Here is a 16,258-nt window from a genome sequence, read left to right as displayed (position 1 = left end):
AACGGGGGGTGCGAGTGGGTAACTCGCTCGTATGAGCTTAACCGGTGGGTAACGAGCGCGCCAGCCCCTCGGGTTTGTGATGTGCGTCCCTACGCCGTCACCACCGCTCTAGGCTCGGCGTCATGGACGAAGAGTTGCGATCGCTCACGGAGCGCTTGTGCCGGGAGTCGGGAGGAGGCCCCGCCTTCGAGGAGTTGGCGGCCACCGGGGACCACGACACGCTCGCCGAGGTGCTCACCGCCGCCGGGCAGCCGCTGTGGGCCAGGGAACTGGCCGCGCTCCGCCTGGGTCTGGCCGGGGACCGGCGCGCCTTCGAGCCCCTCGTCCTGTTGCTCAACCACCGTGATCCACCCCGCTGCGCCTCCGCCGCGTACGCCCTGGCGCGGCTGGGCGACCCCCGGACCGCGCGGGCGGCGGCCGCCCTGGCCACCAACGAACTGCGGGTCGCCTACGCCCTGCACCCCGTCCGGCTCCTGGTGGAGCTGCGCGCACCCGAGTCGGTGCCCGCGCTGATCACCACGCTGCGGCGGCGGCTGCGCCCGCACGACCCCTACCGACGGGTCGCGCTCGCCTGTGTGGACGGCCTCGGCAGCCTGGGCGACGGCCGTGCCCGCCCCGTCCTGAACGACGCCCTCGCCCACCCGGTCCTCGCGGAGGCGGCCGTGCGGGCGCTGGCGCGGATTCCCCGCCAGCGGTGAGCCATCGGCGCGACCGTGTTGCGGGGCGACCGCGTTGCGGGGCGGCCAGGCCGCGGGGCGGCGGCTCGCGGGCTGCCGGGTCGCGGGCCGACCGGCCGTGGGGCTGTCGGACTGCGGGGCAGGGGGACGGCCCCGGCTGCCGGCGGCTGGGCGAGGGACCGCCGATCGCCGGACGGCCGCCGTCGGACGATCGGGGGCCGCGGGGCGACCGGGTGACCTGGCGGCCCCGGAAGGGGGCCTGTCAGGCCGTCAGGCCGTCAGGTTCCGGACGTACCGGACCTCCGGTACCTTCACGCCGTCCACCTCGAAGGATTCCTCCGTGCCGTCCGCGTGGAAGCCCGCTGCCTCGTAGAAACGGCGGGCCGCGGTGTTGCCCGCGACCACCCAGAGGTACATGCGGCGGCGGCCGGCGGCCGTGCTCCGCCGTACCGACTCGGTGAGGAGGGCCTGTCCGATGCCACCGCCCAGATGGGCCGGGTCGACGTAGATCGCGTACAACTCGGCGTCGGCGGTGCGGACTTCGCCGTCGCGGTAGGCGCCGTGGGCGGCCCAGCCCATCACCGTGCCGTGCCGCTCCGCCACCAGGTTCTCCACGCTGCCGTCGCCGCGCGTGAACCAGCCGCGGCGCCGCTCGGCGTCCTCGGTCACGCTGAGCGCGTCGAGGTAGGACTGCGGCATCAGGCCCCGGTAGGCGCTCTGCCAGCCGCGGATGCGGATCTCCGAGACCCGGTCGCAGTCGGCGAGAGTCATCTCGCGCACCCGCGGAGCGGTCATGGGCCGATCACCGCGAAGGCCTCGATCTCCATCAGGAACTCCGGCCGGACCAGCGCCGCGACCTGCACGGCCGAGGCGGCCGGCAGCCGGTCGTCGGGTATGTGCGCGGCGCGGGCCTCGCGGATCGCCGGCATGTGCGCCATGTCCGTGACGAAGTAGGTGAGTTTGACGACGTCGTCGAAGGTCGCCCCGGCGGCGGCCAGACATCGCCGCAGATTCTCGAAGACCTGACGGGCCTGGGCCTCGGGATCCCCCTCGCCGACCGGCCGGCCGGCCCCGTCCAGCGGGAGCTGACCGGAGACGGCCACGAAACGGCCCGTGCCCACCACGACATGTGTGTACTGCGCGGCGGCGGCGACGCCGTCGGGGACGGGAATCCTGGTCAGCTCACTCATGCGTCCATGGTGGACCACGGGTCTGACAACGCCCCCGACGGGGTCGCGGCCGGTGGTGCGTCAGCCGCGGAAGCCGAGCAGCCCGTGCAGCGTCGGACCGTGCGCCGTACCCGATCCGCCCTTCGCGCCCAGCGGCTTCGGGGCGGGCAGCGCCGCGCACACCGCGTCGGCCGCGCCGGTCCCGCGCGGCACCGTGCCATCGGCCAGGTAGGCCGCCAGATGCCTGTCCAGACAGCTGTTCCCGCTCAGGGTGATGCCGTGGTTGCCGCCGCCGTCCTCCACGACGAGGCTGGAACCGCCGAGCAGGGCGTGCATCGTCGCGCCGCCCTCGTACGGGGTGGCCGCGTCGTCCGTCGCCTGGAACAGCAGCACCGGCGGCACCCGGTCGTTGGCGACGTTCACCGGGCCCCGCGAAGGGGTCGGCCAGAACGCGCACGGTGCGTTGTACCATGCGTTGTTCCAGGTCATGAACGGCGCCTTCGTGTACGCGGCCCAGTTGTCGGAACGCCACTCCTGCCAGTCGCGCGGCCACGGCGCGTCACGGCACTGCACCGCCGTGTAGACGCTGTAGCCGTTGCCTCCGGCGGGGTCCACCGCGCCGAAGCTCTCGTACGTCTCGATCAGTGGATCGGCGTCGCGGTCGTTGACGTACGCGGCGAACGCCTCGGCCAGATACGGCCAGTAACCGTTGTAATAGCCGCCCGGCATGAAGGTGTCCTCCAGCTCGGAGGGGCCCACCTCGCCGCCCGCCGGCTTCTTCGCCAGCGCGGCCCGCATCGCGTACCACCGCGTCTCGACGCGGTCCGGGTCGCTGCCGAGCCGGTAGGTGGCGTCGTGTTTCGCGATCCAGGCCATCAGGGCGCGGTGGCGGTCGTTGAACGCGAGGTCCTGCGTGAGGTTGTTGTCGTACCAGACGCCGCCGGGGTCGACGATCGAGTCGAGGACCACCCGCCGCACCCGCTCCGGGTACAGCTTCGCGTAGACCGCGCCGAGGTGGGTGCCGTACGAGTAGCCGAGGTAGTTCAGTTTCCGCGCGCCGACGGCCCGGCGGATCGCGTCCATGTCCCGGACCGTGCTGAGGGTGTCGATGTACGGCAGCACGCTCGCGTACTTCTTGCCGCAGTCCTCGGCGAAGGCCCTCACCCGGGCGAGGTTGGCGCGCTCGATGTCACCGGTGGACGGCACGGAGTCCGGGCGCACCGGGGCGAAGTGGTCCGGCCGGCAGTTCAGGGCCGGCGTGCTCCTGCCCACCCCGCGCGGGTCGAAGCCGATGACGTCGTACTGCGCGGCCACCTCTTTCGGCAGCGACGACGCGACGAACCCGGCGAGTGTGAGTCCACTGCCGCCGGGCCCGCCCGGGTTGACCAGCAGCGGCCCCTGGTACGTCTTCGCGGTGTGCGGGACCCGGGACAGCGCGAGCGTGATCTGACTGCCGCTCGGGTTCCCGTGGTCGAGGGGCACCTTCAGGGACGCGCACTGGAGCGTCGGGTGGTCGGTGGTGCCGCACTTCCGCCAGGCGGGGTTCGCCGCCGACGCGGCCGCGGCGACGGGCGACACGCCGGCGCCGGCGGGCAGGGCGGTCAACGCCCCGGCCACGACGACGGCGGCACCGCACAGCGCTGCTGCGCGTTTCCTCATGGGGTCCTCCCAGGACGGAGGTCGGCGAACCGCGTGGATCGCGGTCCTCGGCGCATCGTCCCGGAATCCGGGCCCGGTAGAACATGTTCTGGTGATACTTGACCCGATTGGGCCGCCGGTTGCCCTCGAACGCGCTCAGAGCAGCGTGAGCTGGGTCGGTCCGGCCGTGGCGGGCTCCGCCGCCGGTTCGGGCGGCCTGATCCGGCGGGGCGTCGCCGCGCGCGTGGGGCCGACGCCGTATTCCTCGGCCAGGTCGTGGACCTGACGGGTGATCCGGCGCTGGTACCACTTCGGCGCGTAGGCGCCGTCCGCGTACAGGCGCTCGTAGCGACGTACCAGATGCGGGTGGTGCTGTCCGAGCCAGGCCATGAACCACTCGCGGGCGCCGGGCCGCAGATGCAGCACCAGCGGGGTGACGGAGGTTGCCCCGGCCGCCGCGATCGCCCGCACGGTGGCCCGCAGGTGGGCCGGCTGGTCGCCGAGGAAGGGAATCACCGGGGCCATCAGCACCCCGCAGCCGATGCCGTGCTCGGTCAGGGTCCGTACGACGTCCAGGCGCCGCTGGGGGGCCGGCGTGCCCGGCTCGACGGTGCGCCACAGCTCGGTGTCGGTGAAGCCGACCGAGACGCAGACGCCGACGTCGGTCACCTCGGCGGACCGCTTCAGCAGGTCGAGGTCGCGCAGGATCAGGGTGCCCTTGGTCAGGATGGAGAAGGGGTTCGCCCGGTCGCGCAGGGCGGTCAGGATGCCCGGCATCAGCCGGTAGCGGCCCTCAGCGCGCTGGTAGCAGTCGACGTTGGTGCCCATCGCGACGTGCTCGCCGTGCCAGCGGGGTGAGGCCAGCTGGCGGCGCAGCAGCTCCGGCGCGTTCACCTTGACGACGATCTGGGTGTCGAAGCCGATCCCGGTGTCCAGGTCGAGGTAGCCGTGCGTCTTGCGGGCGAAGCAGTACACGCACGCGTGCGTGCAGCCCCGGTAGGGGTTCACCGTCCATTCGAACGGCATCCGGGAGGCGCCCGGCACCCGGTTGAGGATCGTGCGGGCCCGGATCTCGTGGAACGTGATCCCGGCGAACTCCGGCGTGTCGAACGTCCTGGTGGTGACCGCGTCCGCACCGAACAGCGCGGCGTCGGCCGGCCGGTCGTGACGGGGTTCCGCGGTGGGTTCCACGGTGAGGTTCTCCCAGCGCATGACGCCTCCTCGGTAGCACTGGCCCTCACAATAGAACACTTGTTCCCATGATCGTGCGAGAGCTCCTTCCGACCGGTCCGCGACCGCTCCCGCACCCCCGATTTGGGAGGCCGGGGACCGGGGTGGTTGGCTTGCCCCGATCCGAGGAACCACCGAGCAACAAGGACCTGGAGGAACCCCATGGCGCAGGTCGAGGCCACCACCGAGCGGGTCGTCGCGGCGGCCCCGGACACGGTGTTCGACGCGATCGCCGACTACAGCGGCACGCGCGGGAAGCTGCTGCCCGAGCACTTCAGCGAGTACGAGGTGCGCGAGGGCGGCGACGGGGAGGGCACCCTCGTCCACTGGAAGCTCCAGGCCACCAGCAAGCGCGTCCGCGACTGCCTCCTGGAAGTCACCGAGCCCACCGACGGCGAGCTGGTCGAGAAGGACCGCAACTCCTCGATGGTCACCGTCTGGCGGGTCACCCCGGCCGGCGAGGGCAGGTCCCGGGTCGTCGTGACGACCACCTGGACCGGCGCGGGCGGCATCGGGGGCTTCTTCGAGAGGACCTTCGCGCCCAAGGGCCTCGGCCGGATCTACGACCTGATCCTCGCCAACCTCGCCACCGAGGTCGAGAAGTGACACGTCGAAGTCAAGAGCCGGACGGCTCCTGACCGTTGCTCCACCTCACCGGTTCGAGTGGTTCTCCCTTCGGACCGGGTGGCGCCGTAACTCGTCGCGCTTGCTCGGAGTTGTCGCTTTCGCGGGACTTGTGGGGCAGGTGCGACGAGGGGAGCGGTAGGTGGGCGGGACCACGCTGGTGCAGGAAGACCTGCACGACGGATCGCTGAGCGCACCGGCGGCGGCACCCCCACCACCCCCCGCGCCCGGGGCGCCCCGCGGCGCCGGACTGAGCCCGCGCCGAGTGCGACTCGTCTTCTTCGGGCTGATGCTCGCGTTGCTCCTCGCGGCACTCGAGCAGATGATCGTCGCCACCGCGCTGCCGAAGATCGTCGGTGAACTGCACGGCCTGGACAGGATGTCCTGGGCGATCACCGCCTACCTCCTCACGGCCACGGTCGGCCTGCCGGTCTACGGCAAGCTCGGCGACCTCCTCGGCCGCAAGGGCGTCTTCCAGTTCGCGATCGTCGTCTTCATCGTCGGCTCCGCGCTCGCCGGACGGGCGCGGACCATGGACCAGTTGATCGCCTTCCGCGCCGTGCAGGGCGTCGGCGCCGGCGGGCTCATGATCGGCGTGCAGGCGATCATCGCGGACATCGTGCCGCCCCGGCGGCGCGCCCGCTTCATGGGTCTCATCGGCGCCGCCTTCGGTCTCGCCTCCGTCGCCGGCCCGCTGCTCGGCGGCTACTTCACCGACCACCTGTCCTGGCGCTGGTGTTTCTACATCAACGTCCCCTTCGGCCTGCTCACCCTCGCCGTCGTCTCCGTCGTCCTCACCCTGCCCAGGCCTCGCGCCAGGCCCCGCTTCGACGTGCTCGGCACCCTGCTGCTCGCCGCCGCCTCCACCTGCCTGGTCCTGCTGACCAGTTGGGGCGGCACCGAGCACGCCTGGGACTCGCGCGTGATCCTCTCCCTCGCCGCGGGCGCCGCCCTGTCCACCCTCCTCTTCCTGGTCGCCGAGCGCTTCGCCGCCGAACCCCTCATCCCGCTGCGGCTGTTCCGCGACTCCGTCTTCACCCTCACCAGCCTCGTGGGGCTGGTGATCGGCATCGCCCTCTTCGGAGCCGCCAGCTACCTCCCGACCTTCCTCCAGATGGTCGACGGCGCCTCCGCCACCGAGTCCGGGCTGCTCATGCTGCCCATGATGGGCGGCATCGTCGTCACCTCCGTCGTCTCCGGGCAGCTCATCACCCACACCGGCCGCTACCGGATCCACCCCCTCCTCGGCGGCGCCCTCGCCGTGGCCGGCATGTGGTTGCTGTCCCGGCTCCAGGCCGACACGCCCCGGCTGCACTACAGCCTCTGGATGGCGGTCCTCGGCGCCGGGATCGGCCTCGTGATGCCGGTCCTCGTCCTCGCCGTGCAGAACTCCGCGCGCCCCGCCGACCTCGGCACCGCCACCAGCGCCCACAACTACTTCCGCCAGATCGGCGGCAGCGTCGGTGCGGCCGTCTTCGGCACCCTCCTCACGAACCGGCTCACCGACTCCCTGCGTGAGCGCCTGCCCGAGAGCGCGGGCGTCGGCCTCCCCGACCCGGAGTCGATCACCCCGCAGCTCGTCCACACCCTGCCCCCGGCGCTGCGCGACGCCTACATCGGCGCGTACGCCGACGCCATGCCGCGGATCTTCCTGTACCTGGTACCGGTGCTCGTCCTCGGTCTGGTCCTCGCCTTCTTCATCAAGGAGAAACCGCTGGTGTCCCACCACGCCACCGAAACGGAGCCCGCACCCGTGACCACCCCCATCCCGCAGGCCCGTGCCGCGTACACCGCCGGCATCCCCGTCTGCGGCACGGTGCAGCACCCCGACGGCACCGCCGTTCCGCGCGCCGCGCTCACGCTCATCGACGTCGCCGGACAGCAGATCGGGCGCGGCGCCAGCGGCGAGGACGGGCGGTACGCGCTGGCCACGCCCGGCTCCGGGGCGTACGTCCTGATCGCCGCCGCCGGCGGGCACCAGCCACAGGCCGTCTCGGTGACCGTCGGTGAGCGCCCGGTCGAGCTGGACGTGGTCCTGGGCGGCGCCGGGCGCCTCGCCGGTACGGTCGTCACCGCCGACGGAACACCCGTGCGGGACGCCGCCGTCACCCTCACCAACGTCCACGGCGAGGTCGTCTCCAGTACCCGCAGCGGGCGCGAGGGCGGGTACGTGATCACCGAGCTGGTCGCCGGCGAGTACACCCTCGCCGCCAGCGCCCCCGCCTTCCGCCCGGCCGCGCTGCCCGTCTCCGTACAGGCTTCGCGGGAGACCCGCCAGGACGTCGAACTCGCCGGCGGCGCCCTGCTGCGCGGCACGGTCCGGGCCACCGGCGGACGGCCCGTGGAGGACGCGCGCGTGACCCTCCTGGACGCCGCGGGCAACGTGGTGGACACCCTCACCACGGGCCCGGACGGCACCTTCCGCTTCGTCGACCTGTCCTCCGGCGAATACACCGTCATCGCCGCGGGTTACCCGCCGGTCGCCACGGTGCTGCAAGTGGCCGGCGGCGGACGCACGGAGCGCGATCTGCAACTGGGCCACGAGGACTGAGAGCACGCGGGGGAGGGCCTCTACCCAGCAATTCCGCGGTGAAAACAATTCCAGAGTTGCGGCACATCCCGAGCGGCGGGCGCCGTACGGTGGTGGCTGCGGGGCAGATCTTGTGCAGCTCTGGGGAGAGAGGGTCTGGACCATGGACCGTGGCACCGAGAGGGACACGCCTCCGAGCCGCGGAGCAGGGAGCGGGGCGCCACCCGAGCCCGCGGACACCGGACGCGTCCCGCTCGCCGTGGTCGTCGTCGACCGGGCCGGTCTCGTCTCGCACTGGAGCAGCGGCGCCCGCCGGCTGTTCGGCGTCCCGAAGGAAGAGGCGATCGGCCGGCCCGCCATCGACCTGCTTCCCGTCTCCGGCGCCCTTCCCGACGTCGACGACGACCTGCCGTACGGGCACTACGCGCCCTACGACGGCCTCGGGCCCGGGCTCGGGAACTCCCTCGACGGCGCGCTGGGTTACCCGGCCGCCGGGCGGGCCCGGCTGACCGTGCCCGAGCGGGGCGAGACGGGGATCCCCCCGGCCACAGGGCGTGGGAGGAGCCGCGTCGACGTGCTGTGGTGGGCGTACCCGCTCGTCGGACCGGGCAGCGAGCGCCTCCTCGTGCTGGCCGCCGACGCGGCGGGCCTGCACCCGCCCGACCGGGACGACGGTCGGCTCGTCGAGCGCATCGCGCCCGGCTTCGCCCTGCACACCGACTTCCCCGGCGCCGAGGACCTCGCCCGCAGGCTCCCCGAGATCCTGCCCAGCATGAGCGTCGGCGAGAGCGCCCGCGTCGTCGCGCAGGTCCTCGAACTGGGTTACCCGATTCTGGAGTTCAGCCAGAACGACCGGGTGCCCGTCACCCCCGACTGGGGAGTCGCCCGGCGCGTGGACCGCAGGGCCCGCCGTGATCGGGCCGCCCGTGCCGCGGCCGCAGGCCGACCCCACCTCGAGGACCTCGAGGACCTCGAGGACCCCGAGGACCCCGACGACGAGGGCGAGGACCTCGAGTTCGTCGCCGTCCGCGAACGCCTGGAATTCCTCAACGAGGTGAGCGGGAAGATCGGTACCTCGCTCGATCTGACCCGCACCATCGGCGAGGTCAGCAGGGCCGTCGTACCGCGCTTCACCGACGTCGTCGGCACCTATCTGCGCGAACAGGTCGTCGCCGGCGAGGGGTTCCCCGACGGCGTACCGGACACCAGGACCCTGTGGCACCGGGTCGCGGTGGAACACACCGACGAACCCGGCCGCTGGGACGACGTGGTGCCCGTCGGCGAGGCCATGGCCTTTCCGGCGCACACCCCCTTCTTCCAGTGCATGACCAGCGGCGAACCGGTGCTCGTGCCGCGCATCAGCGAGCAGATGGGCCACGCCATCGCCTCGCAGTTCGACAAGCGGGACATCCGGCCCCTGATCACGGGCCGTTCGATGCTCGTCGTCCCGCTGAAGGCGCGCGATGTCGTCCTCGGCTTCATGATCCTGTTGCGTCACCCCGAGCGCGCCGAGTTCAACGACATGGACCGGGTCACCGGCGCCGAACTCGCCGCCCGCGCGGGCCTCGTGCTCGACAACGCGCGCATGTACACCTACCAGGAGAGCGTCGCCGAGACCCTCCAGGACAGCATGCTGCCGCACATTCCGCCGCGCATGGCGGGCTGCGACATCGCCACCCGCTATCTGCCCGGCGCCCTGCTGGGGCGGGTCGGCGGGGACTGGTTCGACTCCGTGAAGCTGCCCGGCGCCCGCACCGCGCTCGTCGTCGGCGACGTGATGGGCCACGGCCTCAACTCCGCCGCCATGATGGGGCAGTTGCGCACCGCCGTGCAGACCATGGCCGCCCTCGACCTGCCGCCCGCGCAACTCCTGCGCAACCTCGACGATCTGGCCCAGCGGCTCGGCGACACCTACCTCGCCACCTGCCTGTACGCCGTCTACGACCCGATCGCGAGCGAGCTGCACCTCGCCAACGCGGGGCACATCCCGCCTGTGCTGGTGCGTGCCGACGACGGTCGAAGCGAACTGCTCGACCTGCCCAGCGGTGCGCCCATCGGCGTCGGCGGGGTGCCCTTCGAGGCGGTACGCGTGCGCGTGGCGCCCGGCGACCGGCTCGTGATGTGCACCGACGGACTCGTCGAGATGCGCGGCGTGGACATCGGTGTGGGTCTCGCGACCCTGTGCGAGTCGGCCGCCCATCCGGCCGCCTCCATGGACGACGCCTGCGACACCATCATCCGCGCCCTCAACACCCGCGGCGGCCGCAAGGACGACGTGGCCCTGCTGATGGCCCGACTCAACGGCATCCGACCCGACGACGTCGCCGAGTGGGCCTTCCCCCTCGACCCCGCCCAGGCCGGCCGGGCCCGTGCCGTGGTCCGCGAACAGCTCCACGAATGGGGGCTCGCGGAGCTGGCCGACCCGGCCCAGCTGATGGTCAGCGAGGTGGTCACCAACGCGGTCCTGCACTCGCGCGTCCGGCCGGTGGCCCTGCGGCTGGTGCGCGGGGACGCGCTGCTGTGCGAGGTGGACGACGACGGCCACGAGCTGCCGACCTTGCTGAGCGCCGGACCCGACGACGAGTTCGGGCGCGGGCTGCGCGTGGTGAGCACGCTGGCCCGGGAATGGGGCACCAGCCGTACCGCCGACGGCAAGTCCGTCTGGTTCGAACTGCCCCTGCCCGGGCGCTGACCGGCGCTTTTCGCGGGCGCTGGGGGCGCACAACGGCGTACGCCCGTCGAACGGGGCGTGAAGGAATGCGTACGGCGCTTGTCCGCGCCACCGCAGAGCGATACACCGTACTGGCCCGTCACTTACGGCGGATCGGCGTCGCACCTGGGGAGTTGGGCATGAGCGTGACGAGTCGGTACCGAGCGGCCTGGGAGGGCTTCTGGCGTGAGGCCCCCAGCGAGGAGGGGGCGGTGTTCTGGGACGCGGACCCCGCGGTGACCGCGGCCCGCCATCTCGCCTTCTTCGAGCCGCGATTGCTCGATCCCGGGCTGCCGCTGGTGGACCTCGGCTGCGGAAACGGCACCCAGACCCGTTTCCTCGCCGACCGCTTCCCGCAGGTGATCGGCGCCGATCTGTCCGCCGCGGCGCTCGACCACGCCCGCCGGGCCGACCCCGGCGGGCAGGCGGCGTACCGGCTGCTGGACGCGGCCGAGAGGGACGAGGCGGAGATGATGCATGCCGAACTCGGCGACAGCAACGTCTACATGAGGGGGGTCCTGCACCAGTGCGAGCCCGGCGACCGGCAGCCGTTGGTCGACGGGATCGCCGCCCTGCTGGGGGAGCGCGGCCGGGCCTTCCTGGTCGAGCTGTCGGAGGCCGCCCGGCCCGTCCTGGGCGGGCTGGCGCAGAGTCCCGACGGGCCTCCGCCGAAGCTCGCGCCGGTCTTCCGGCACGGCATAGCTCCCGGCGAGGTCGCCGACGACGCGGTGCCGGTGTACCTGGCGGCGGCCGGGCTCACCGTCCTCGCCTCCGGTGAACTTCCTTTGATCACAACCGAGTTCGCCTCCGACGGCACTCGGATCGAGCTGCCGTCGAGGTGGGTCTTGGCGGGCCGGGAGGAGTGACCACCGTCATGAGGCATCACAGGGCAGTGGCTCCTCTCCCCGTCACACTCGCGTGGCGCCGCGTGCCGAGGGGTGACGGAAGCCGAGGACTCTGATGCCGCTTCTACCGATGCACGGGGTGCTCGCGGCCGCGGCGTCACATGGCTCGCAGGGGGATTCTGAGAACGCATCCGGGGGGGGGTGACCGGGACGGCCCGGTCACCCCTTCCGCGCGGGTCGGGTGCGGTACCGCCACCTCCGTCGCGGCCGGCCGCCGCCGGTTTCGCGTCGGTCGCTGCGGCGCCGTCGTCGAGGACCGCAGCGAGACGTGACTTCGGCGGCGCGCCCGGAGAGGCGTGACGCGTGCCACACGGGACGGATCGAGTGCCGGGCAGGGCGGTTTCCGTACCCAGGGCATAGGCGGGGGTACCTGATGCGAGGATGAGACGCCATGACAGCAGGGCGGTGTTCTCGCACGGTACGGGCCGCGGTGTTCGCCGCCGTCTGCGTGCTGCTCGCCGCCCTCGGCCACATCCTGATGTCCGGCGGCCGGGTGCCCTGGTGGGCGCTGGGCGCGGGCGCCGTCGCGACGGGCGCCGCCGGCTGGGGCCTGGCGGACCGTGAGCGCGGGCTGCCGCTGATCGTGACCGTCGTCGTCGCGGCGCAGACCGCTCTGCACTCGGCGTTCTCCCTCGCCGGGTCGGGGACGGCGGCCGTGGGCTCGGCCACCGTGGTCGCCCACGCCCACGCCCACATGCGCATGAGCATGACCATGGACACGGCCATGGGCTCGTCGCATCCAGGGCACGCCCCGCATGCCATGGGCCTCATGGGTCACACCGGTGCCGCCGCGGGCGGGGGCGAGCCGTCGTCGTACGGCATGCTGGCCGCGCATCTGCTGGCCGCGCTGCTGTGCGGGCTGTGGCTGGCGTACGGGGAGCGGGCCGCCTTCCGCATCCTGCGAGCCGTCGCCGGATGGCTGGCGGCGCCGCTGCGGCCGCTGTTCGCGGTGCCGGTCGCCGCGGAGCGGCCACGCGCGCGCGTGCGCCGCCGCAGCGCGGACCGGGCGCCGCGGCTGCTTCTCCTCGTCCATGCGATCACCTCCCGGGGCCCGCCCACGGGGACCGCTGTCGCCTGACGACAGCAGGTGCCCCGAGGCCGCCCCTGTGCGTCTCGGGCCACGGCCGTACGCCGGCGCGCGGGCGTCCTCCGGACGTCCCCGCCGCCGTGGGGCCGTCTCCCCGTTCACCGGACCGCACACGCGCTCACGCGCCGTCGGTCCGGAATCCGCCTTGCCGAAGGACACCAGGTGATGGACCCTTCCCTGCCCGACCCCCGCCCCGCGTCCGGGAGATCCGCGGCCGCCGACGCCTCGACGACCGCGCTGGCGCTCGCCGCGCGCGCGGGCGACGCGGACGCCGTCGAACGGTTCGTGCGCGCCCTGCACCGTGACGTCCTGCGGTACGTCGCCCATCTCGGCGCCGACCCGCAGGCGGTGGACGACCTCGCGCAGGACACGTTCCTGCGTGCCCTCGGCAGCCTGCACCGCTTCGAGGGCCGCTCCTCGGCGCGGACCTGGCTGCTGTCGATCGCCCGGCGCGCGGTGATGGACAGTCACCGGTACGCCGCCACCCGGCCGCGCCCGGCGTACGTCCCGGACTGGCGGCTGGCCGCCGAACGCACCCAGACACGCGGACTGCCCGGCTTCGACGACGGCGTCGCCCTGCTCGACCTGCTGACGGCACTGCCCGCGGACCGGCGCGAGGCGTTCGTCCTCACCCAACTCCTCGGCCTCCCCTACGCCGAGGCGGCTCGCCACGCCGACTGCCCCGTCGGCACGGTCCGCTCCCGCGTGGCCCGCGCCCGCGCCACCCTGACGGACCTGCTGTCCGAGGCGGAGGAGGCTGCCGCCGTGGTGGCGGCCTGAGCCGTGCGGAACCGAGGCATCCCGCAAAGCCTCAGCTGGCCCGGTCCGGTGGACTGACGGGCGGGCTTCGCGAAAGCTGGTGCCGGGCGCGCGGACCGGGGCGGGTGGGCCGGTGCCGAAAGGCGTGGGCCGGGGCTGGTGGGCCGGTGACGGGTGCTCGTCGGCCGCGGCCTTGGTTCTCGGCCTGTCCGCTGCCTCGGCTCGGCTCGGCTCGGCTGGGCGGGCGGTGCGAGGGCCGGTGCCGGGCACTTTGAAGCGGGGTGGGTGGACCGGTGCCGAGTGCGCGGTGGGCCGGGACGGGTGGATCAGTGCCGGGTGCGTGTGGGCCGGGGCGGTGGGCTGGTGCCAGGTGCGTGTGGGCCGGGGCGGTGGGCTGGTGCCAGGTGCGTGTGGCCGGGGGCTCGGGTCCCGTCCGCTGCCGCGGCTCGGCTGGGCGGGCGGTGCGACGGCCGGTGCCGGGCACTCGGGGCCGGGGCGGGTGGGCCGGTGCCGAAGGTCGTGGGACGGGGGGCTCGGGTCCCGGCCCGTCCGGTGCCGCGGCTCGGCTGGGCGGGTGTCCGGGCCGGTGGCGGCGCGCTCGGAGGTGCACCGCCGTCGGCGCGGGTCCCAGGTCCGGCCGCTGGCCCCACCGGAGACACCGTGACGCTCCCGCCGGCTGCCGGTCGCCCCGCGCGGCACGGCCGGGCGCGGCGCAGTGGCCGGGGCGGCCCTGCGACGGACGTCAGGGGGACCGTTAAGCTCAGGGGGTTTCCGGGAGAGGACGGACGCGGGTATGAAGATCCTGATCAGCGCTGACATGGAGGGCGCCACCGGTGTCACCTGGCCGGCCGACGTGCTGCCGGGGACGCCCCAGTGGGAGCGGTGCCGGGCGCTGTTCACCTCCGACGTCAACGCGGCCGTCCTCGGCTTCTTCGACGGCGGTGCCGACGAGGTCCTGATCAACGAGGCGCACTGGACGATGCGCAACCTGCTCTTGGAGCGGCTCGACGAGCGGGCCCAGATGCTCACCGGGCGCCACAAGTCGCTGTCCATGGTGGAGGGCGTCCAGCACGGCGACGTCGACGGCATCGCGTTCGTCGGATATCACGCGGGCGCAGGGGCGGAGGGCGTTCTCGCCCACACCTACCTCGCCAACTCCATCACCGGGGTGTGGCTGAACGACGTACGGGCCAGCGAGGGGCTGCTCAACGCGCGGGTCGTCGCCGAGTACGGGGTGCCGGTGGTGCTGGTCACCGGTGACGACGTGGCCTGCGAGGACGCGCTCGGGTACGCGCCCGAGGCGCTGAAGGTCGCCGTCAAGGACCATGTGTCGCGGTATGCGGCGGTGTGCCGGACGCCGGCCAGGACCGCCGCCGACATCCGGGCCGCGGCCAAGGAGGCCGCGCGGCTGGCGGTCCGCCAGGAACCGGTGGACGCGGGACCGTTCACCGTCGCCGTGGAGTTCGACGCCGAACATCTGGCGATGGCCGCGACCGTGGTGCCGGGCGTGGCGCGGACCGGGGAGCGCAGGGTCGCCTACACCAGCGGCACCATGTACGAGGGCATTCGCACGTTCAAGGCGGTCACGACGGTCGTCTCGGCCGCGGTGGAGGAGCAGTATGGCTGACGGGCAGGCGCGGGACGAGGTCGTTCGGTTCACCTCGGACCTCATCCGGATCGACACGACCAACCGGGGCGGCGGGGACTGCCGGGAGCGGCCCGCCGCCGAGTACGCGGCCGAACAGCTCGCCGGGGCGGGCCTGGAGCCCACCCTGCTCGAACGCACCCCGGGCCGCACCAACGTGGTCGCCCGCATCGAGGGCACCGACCCGTCCGCGGACGCGCTGCTCGTCCACGGGCACCTGGACGTGGTGCCGGCCGAGGCCGCGGACTGGAGCGTGCACCCCTTCTCGGGGGAGGTGCGCGACGGCGTCGTGTGGGGGCGCGGGGCGGTCGACATGAAGAACATGGACGCGATGATCCTCGCCGTCGTGCGGGCCTGGGCCCGCCAGGGCGTGCGGCCCCGGCGCGATCTCGTCATCGCGTTCACGGCGGACGAGGAGGCCAGCGCCGAGGACGGTTCCGGGTTCCTGGCGGACCTGCACCCCCATCTCTTCGAGGGCTGCACGGAAGGCATCAGCGAGTCGGGCGCGTTCACCTTCCACGACGGTGCCGGACGCGAGATCTACCCCATCGCGGCCGGCGAACGCGGCACCGGCTGGTTGAAGTTGACCGCGCGCGGTCGCGCGGGCCACGGCTCCAAGGTCAACCGGGAGAACGCGGTGACCCGGCTGGCCGCCGCGATCACCCGCATCGGCGAGCACGAGTGGCCGCTGCGGCTCACCCCGACCGTGACGGCCGCGCTCACCGAACTCGCCGCCCTGTACGGCATCGAGGCCGGCCTGGACGACGTGGACGGCCTGCTGGAGAAGCTCGGCCCGACGGCCAAGCTGGTCGAGGCGACCGTCCGCAACAGCGCCAACCCGACCATGCTGGACGCCGGCTACAAGATCAACGTGATTCCGGGGGAGGCCGTCGCGTACGTCGACGGTCGCTATCTCGCGGGTTGCGAGGACGAGTTCCGCGCCACCCTCGACGCGCTGACCGGGCCCGATGTGAGCTGGGAGTTCGAGCACCGCGAGGTCGCCCTCCAGGCGCCGGTGGACTCGCCGACGTTCGCCAGGATGCGGGCGGCCGTGGAGGAGTTCGCGCCGGAGGGGTACGTGGTGCCGTACTGCATGTCCGGCGGTACGGACGCCAAGCAGTTCTCGCGGCTAGGGATCACCGGCTACGGCTTCGCGCCGCTGAAGCTTCCGGAGGGCCTCGACTACCAGGCCCTCTTCCACGGTGTCGACGAACGAGTCCCCGTCGAGGCGCTGCACTTCGGCGTCGACGTCCTCGACCGTTTCCTGCGCACGGCCTAGAGGAG

The 16,258-nt window shown here is 73.2% G+C and carries 13 protein-coding genes; 9 read left to right on the top strand and 4 right to left on the bottom strand.

Translation table 11 applies throughout. The features are described 5' to 3' along the window. Positions 1-122: 122 nt before the first annotated feature. Positions 123-698, top strand: coding sequence for an adenylosuccinate lyase (locus ACZ5Y0_RS21500; RefSeq protein ID WP_469130286.1), 576 nt, complete (start codon positions 123-125; stop codon positions 696-698). 249 nt (positions 699-947) lie between these two features. Here ACZ5Y0_RS21500 and ACZ5Y0_RS21495 read toward each other — a convergent pair whose 3' ends face one another. From ACZ5Y0_RS21495 to ACZ5Y0_RS21480, 4 genes are all read right to left on the bottom strand, one after another. Then, a complete protein-coding gene (locus ACZ5Y0_RS21495) occupies positions 948-1,472 on the bottom strand; it encodes a GNAT family N-acetyltransferase (protein ID WP_469130285.1) in 525 nt (174 codons plus the stop codon). After that, positions 1,469-1,867, bottom strand: a complete 399-nt coding sequence (locus ACZ5Y0_RS21490; RefSeq protein ID WP_469130284.1) for a RidA family protein — start codon at positions 1,865-1,867, stop codon at positions 1,469-1,471. Before ACZ5Y0_RS21490 ends, ACZ5Y0_RS21495 begins: the two co-directional genes overlap by 4 nt. Before the next feature lie 60 nt (positions 1,868-1,927). Next, complete coding sequence (locus ACZ5Y0_RS21485) at positions 1,928-3,505, bottom strand: alpha/beta hydrolase (protein ID WP_469130283.1); 1,578 nt, start codon at positions 3,503-3,505, stop codon at positions 1,928-1,930. Between the two features lie 135 nt (positions 3,506-3,640). Continuing rightward, on the bottom strand, positions 3,641-4,696 hold the full coding sequence (locus ACZ5Y0_RS21480; protein WP_469130282.1) for an Rv2578c family radical SAM protein: 1,056 nt from the start codon (positions 4,694-4,696) through the stop codon (positions 3,641-3,643). Positions 4,697-4,876: 180 nt separating this feature from the next. On the opposite strand from ACZ5Y0_RS21480, the gene ACZ5Y0_RS21475 reads away from it, so the two are divergent. From ACZ5Y0_RS21475 to ACZ5Y0_RS21440, 8 genes are all read left to right on the top strand, one after another. After that, positions 4,877-5,320, top strand: coding sequence for an SRPBCC family protein (locus tag ACZ5Y0_RS21475; protein WP_469130281.1), 444 nt, complete (start codon positions 4,877-4,879; stop codon positions 5,318-5,320). Positions 5,321-5,480: 160 nt separating this feature from the next. Continuing rightward, on the top strand, positions 5,481-7,889 hold the full coding sequence (locus ACZ5Y0_RS21470; RefSeq protein ID WP_469130280.1) for an MFS transporter: 2,409 nt from the start codon (positions 5,481-5,483) through the stop codon (positions 7,887-7,889). A 142-nt stretch (positions 7,890-8,031) separates the two neighbouring features. After that, entirely contained in the window at positions 8,032-10,560 is a 2,529-nt protein-coding gene (locus ACZ5Y0_RS21465) for a SpoIIE family protein phosphatase (RefSeq protein ID WP_469130279.1), read from the top strand. A gap of 158 nt (positions 10,561-10,718) precedes the next feature. Next, entirely contained in the window at positions 10,719-11,444 is a 726-nt protein-coding gene (locus tag ACZ5Y0_RS21460) for a class I SAM-dependent methyltransferase (protein ID WP_469130278.1), read from the top strand. Between the two features lie 430 nt (positions 11,445-11,874). Beyond that, entirely contained in the window at positions 11,875-12,561 is a 687-nt protein-coding gene (locus ACZ5Y0_RS21455; protein ID WP_469130277.1) for a hypothetical protein, read from the top strand. Between the two features lie 171 nt (positions 12,562-12,732). Next, the gene (locus ACZ5Y0_RS21450) at positions 12,733-13,350 is read left to right on the top strand and encodes a sigma-70 family RNA polymerase sigma factor (RefSeq protein ID WP_469130276.1); all 618 of its coding nucleotides are present in this window, start codon (positions 12,733-12,735) and stop codon (positions 13,348-13,350) included. 772 nt (positions 13,351-14,122) lie between these two features. Beyond that, positions 14,123-14,956, top strand: coding sequence for a M55 family metallopeptidase (locus ACZ5Y0_RS21445; RefSeq protein WP_469130275.1), 834 nt, complete (start codon positions 14,123-14,125; stop codon positions 14,954-14,956). Further along, complete coding sequence (locus tag ACZ5Y0_RS21440; protein WP_469130274.1) at positions 14,949-16,253, top strand: M20/M25/M40 family metallo-hydrolase; 1,305 nt, start codon at positions 14,949-14,951, stop codon at positions 16,251-16,253. The genes ACZ5Y0_RS21445 and ACZ5Y0_RS21440 overlap by 8 nt, the downstream gene beginning before the upstream one ends. Positions 16,254-16,258: the final 5 nt, after the last annotated feature.

The sequence above is a fragment of the Streptomyces sp. NPDC033216 genome (assembly GCF_055577115.1).
The sequence above is the reverse complement of the archived record's forward strand: the minus strand, read 5'-3'. Positions and strand labels throughout refer to the sequence as shown.

Bases quoted from the DNA above. Each gene is read 5' to 3' on its own strand.
- ACZ5Y0_RS21500 (WP_469130286.1), top strand. From the start codon at position 123: ATGGACGAAGAGTTGCGATCGCTCACGGAGCGCTTGTGCCGGGAGTCG.
- ACZ5Y0_RS21495 (WP_469130285.1), bottom strand. From the start codon at position 1,472: ATGACCGCTCCGCGGGTGCGCGAGATGACTCTCGCCGACTGCGACCGG.
- ACZ5Y0_RS21490 (WP_469130284.1), bottom strand. From the start codon at position 1,867: ATGAGTGAGCTGACCAGGATTCCCGTCCCCGACGGCGTCGCCGCCGCC.
- ACZ5Y0_RS21485 (WP_469130283.1), bottom strand. From the start codon at position 3,505: ATGAGGAAACGCGCAGCAGCGCTGTGCGGTGCCGCCGTCGTCGTGGCC.
- ACZ5Y0_RS21480 (WP_469130282.1), bottom strand. From the start codon at position 4,696: ATGCGCTGGGAGAACCTCACCGTGGAACCCACCGCGGAACCCCGTCAC.
- ACZ5Y0_RS21475 (WP_469130281.1), top strand. From the start codon at position 4,877: ATGGCGCAGGTCGAGGCCACCACCGAGCGGGTCGTCGCGGCGGCCCCG.
- ACZ5Y0_RS21465 (WP_469130279.1), top strand. From the start codon at position 8,032: ATGGACCGTGGCACCGAGAGGGACACGCCTCCGAGCCGCGGAGCAGGG.
- ACZ5Y0_RS21460 (WP_469130278.1), top strand. From the start codon at position 10,719: ATGAGCGTGACGAGTCGGTACCGAGCGGCCTGGGAGGGCTTCTGGCGT.
- ACZ5Y0_RS21455 (WP_469130277.1), top strand. From the start codon at position 11,875: ATGACAGCAGGGCGGTGTTCTCGCACGGTACGGGCCGCGGTGTTCGCC.
- ACZ5Y0_RS21445 (WP_469130275.1), top strand. From the start codon at position 14,123: ATGAAGATCCTGATCAGCGCTGACATGGAGGGCGCCACCGGTGTCACC.
- ACZ5Y0_RS21440 (WP_469130274.1), top strand. From the start codon at position 14,949: ATGGCTGACGGGCAGGCGCGGGACGAGGTCGTTCGGTTCACCTCGGAC.